Origin of the sequence: Cupriavidus sp. SK-4, assembly GCF_000611125.1 — a bacterium.
In the GTDB taxonomy this organism is placed as follows: Bacteria; Pseudomonadota; Gammaproteobacteria; order Burkholderiales; family Burkholderiaceae; genus Cupriavidus; species Cupriavidus necator.
The window spans coordinates 1-2,747 of record NZ_JFJW01000227.1 but is presented as its reverse complement, the minus strand read 5'-3'; the positions used below and the strand labels follow the sequence as shown (position 1 = coordinate 2,747).

2 protein-coding genes are annotated in these 2,747 nt (G+C 68.3%); both read left to right on the top strand.

Annotated features, from left to right (window positions below; all coding sequences use genetic code 11):
* Window positions 1-170: 170 nt before the first annotated feature.
* The gene (locus CF68_RS34590; RefSeq protein ID WP_035828037.1) at window positions 171-1,079 is read left to right on the top strand and encodes a LysR family transcriptional regulator; all 909 of its coding nucleotides are present in this window, start codon (window positions 171-173) and stop codon (window positions 1,077-1,079) included.
* Between the two features lie 133 nt (window positions 1,080-1,212).
* On the top strand, window positions 1,213-2,601 hold the full coding sequence (locus CF68_RS34585) for an 8-oxoguanine deaminase (RefSeq protein ID WP_035828034.1): 1,389 nt from the start codon (window positions 1,213-1,215) through the stop codon (window positions 2,599-2,601).
* Window positions 2,602-2,747 lie beyond the last annotated feature (146 nt).

Here is a 2,747-nt window from a genome sequence, read left to right as displayed (position 1 = left end):
CTACCAACTGAGCTAACGCCCCAACGAAGAAAAAGATTGTAGCAAGGTATTGGATAAGACGCAATAGCCTTCGCGCAATTTTTGCGAGCCAGGCTGCACTGGCCGCTACAATGCCAGGCCACCGCGCGCATCCCGCGCAGTGGTTTCTCTCCACCAGCTTGCCCAAGCCCATGCACGCCAGAGTCCTGCGCTATCTCGACGAAGTCGTCCGCCGCGGTTCGATCCGCAAGGCGGCCGAGCACCTGCATGTGGCGCCGACCGCGGTCAACCGCCAGATCCTGGACCTGGAGGCGGAACTGGGTGCGCCGCTGTTTGAGCGCATCAACAAGCGGCTGCGGCTGACGCCGCTGGGCGAGATGGTGCTGGCCCACGTGCGCCAGACGCTGCGCGAGCACGACGCGCTGCGCGAGCGCATCGAGGACTTCAAGGGCGCGCGCCGCGGCGAGGTCACCGTTGCGGTCACGGCCGGCCTGGCGGGCTCGCTGATGCCGTCGCTGGTGCATGACTTCCGCCAGCGCTACCCGGGCATCGTGGTGCGCGTCGCCGACCTGCCGGTGGCCGACATCATCGCGGCGGTGGAGCAGGGCGACGCCGACCTGGGCCTTGGCTATGACCTGCCTGAGCTGCCCGCCTTCCGCGCGCTGGCCACCAGCGACTGGCAGATCGGCGCGGTGGTGCCGCCGGGCCATGCGCTGGCAGCCCGGCAATCGGCGCTGCTGAGCGAATGCGTCGGCTATCCGCTGATCCTGCCGGCGCCCTCGCTGTCGATCCGCGCCATCCTTGATGCGGCCTTTGCCCGCAATGCGATCGAGGTCTCGCCGGTGGCGGAGTCCACCTCGACCGCGCTGATCCGGCAACTGGTGATGCTGGGCACCGGCATCGCGCTGCTGAACCCGCTCGATGTGACGGAAGAGCGCGCCCGCCAGGCGCTGGTCTATGTGCCGCTGCGCGACCGCCACCTGCAGGGCCAGACGCTGACGCTGGTGGCGCGCGCTCGCGGCCCGCTCAGCGCCGCGGCCGAGCTGATGGCCGAGCGCATCGGCGACGCGCTGGCGGTGTTGTTCGCGCAGGCACGCTGAGCGACAGGGTGCCGCAGGTGTCCACTTTTTGTGGACAGGATGATCGGAATTCTGCGCTTGGGGGATTGCACCGCGCCGCCGTAGACTGGCGGCCATCCAGTCCCCCAATTCGTTTTGCAGAAGGAATTCCGCCATGACCCTGATTGCCCTGAACGCCGACGTGCTGGTCACCATGGACGCGGAGCGCCGCGAGATCCGCGATGGCGCCCTGGTTGCCGAAGGCCCCGCCGTGCAGTGGGTCGGCCCCACCTCGGAACTGCCGCTGCAGTACCGGCGCATGGTCGACGACGGCAGCGCGCAGGTGCTAGACATGCGCGGCCGCGTGGTCACGCCCGGCCTGGTCAACACCCACCACCACATGTACCAGAGCCTGACGCGTGCGGTGCCAGCGGCGCAGGACGCCGAGCTGTTCTCGTGGCTGACCAACCTGTACATGCTGTGGTCGCACCTGACGCCGGAAATGATCGCGGTGTCGACCAAGACTGCGATGGCCGAGCTGATGCTGTCCGGGTGCACCACCACCAGCGACCACCTCTACCTGTTCCCGAACGGCTCGCGCCTGGATGACTCGATTGCCGCGGCGCAGGAGATGGGCATGCGCTTCCACGCCGCGCGCGGCTCGATGAGCGTGGGCCGCAGCAAGGGCGGCCTGCCGCCGGACGTGGTGGTGGAAGAGGAGGCCGCCATCCTGCGCGACAGCCAGCGGCTGGTGGAGCAGTACCACGACAGTGCACGCCACGCGATGCTGCGCGTGGTGCTGGCACCGTGCTCGCCGTTTTCGGTGTCGCGCGACCTGATGCGCGAATCGGCCAATATGGCGCGGCACTATGGCGTGTCGCTGCACACGCACCTGGCCGAGAACGACAACGACATTGCCTACTCGCGTGAGAAATTCGGCCTGACGCCGGCCCAGTATGCCGAGGACCTGGGCTGGGTCGGCCACGATGTGTGGCATGCGCACTGCGTCAAGTTGGACGACGAGGGCATCGCGCTGTTTGCCCGCACCGGGACCGGCGTGGCGCATTGCCCGTGCTCGAACATGCGGCTGGCGTCCGGCATTGCGCCGGTGCGTGCCATGCGCGATGCGGGCGTGCCGGTGGGCCTGGGTGTGGACGGCAGCGCGTCGAACGACGGCGCGCATATGCTGGGCGAGGCGCGCCAGGCCATGCTGCTGCAGCGCGTTGGCTACGGGCCGGCCGCCATGAGCGCGCGCGAGGCGCTGGAGATTGCCACGCTGGGTGGCGCGCGCGTGCTCAACCGCGACGATATCGGCGCGCTGGCGCCGGGCATGTCGGCGGATTTTGTCGCCTTCGACATGTCGCAGGTCGGCTTTGCCGGCGCCGGCCATGACCCGGTGGCGGCGCTGGTGTTCTGCACGCCGGCCAATGTCGCGGCGAGCGTGATCAACGGCAGGGAAGTGGTGCGCGACGGTGCACTGCTGACGGCCGACCTGCCCAACGTGCTGCTGCGCCATCGCGCGCTGGCACGTACGCTGTTCGAGCGGGCCAGCCAGGGCACCTGATGCACGGACTGCTGTGGCGTGGGCATGTGCCTGCGCCGCAGCGGATAAGCCAATCAAGCAAGCGCACAAAGCAAAAGGCCGGAAGCATTGCTGCTTCCGGCCTTTCTGTATTCGGTGGTGGGGCGTGAGTGACTCGAACACTCGAC

Bases quoted from the DNA above. Each gene is read 5' to 3' on its own strand.
- CF68_RS34590 (WP_035828037.1), top strand. From the start codon at position 171: ATGCACGCCAGAGTCCTGCGCTATCTCGACGAAGTCGTCCGCCGCGGT.
- CF68_RS34585 (WP_035828034.1), top strand. From the start codon at position 1,213: ATGACCCTGATTGCCCTGAACGCCGACGTGCTGGTCACCATGGACGCG.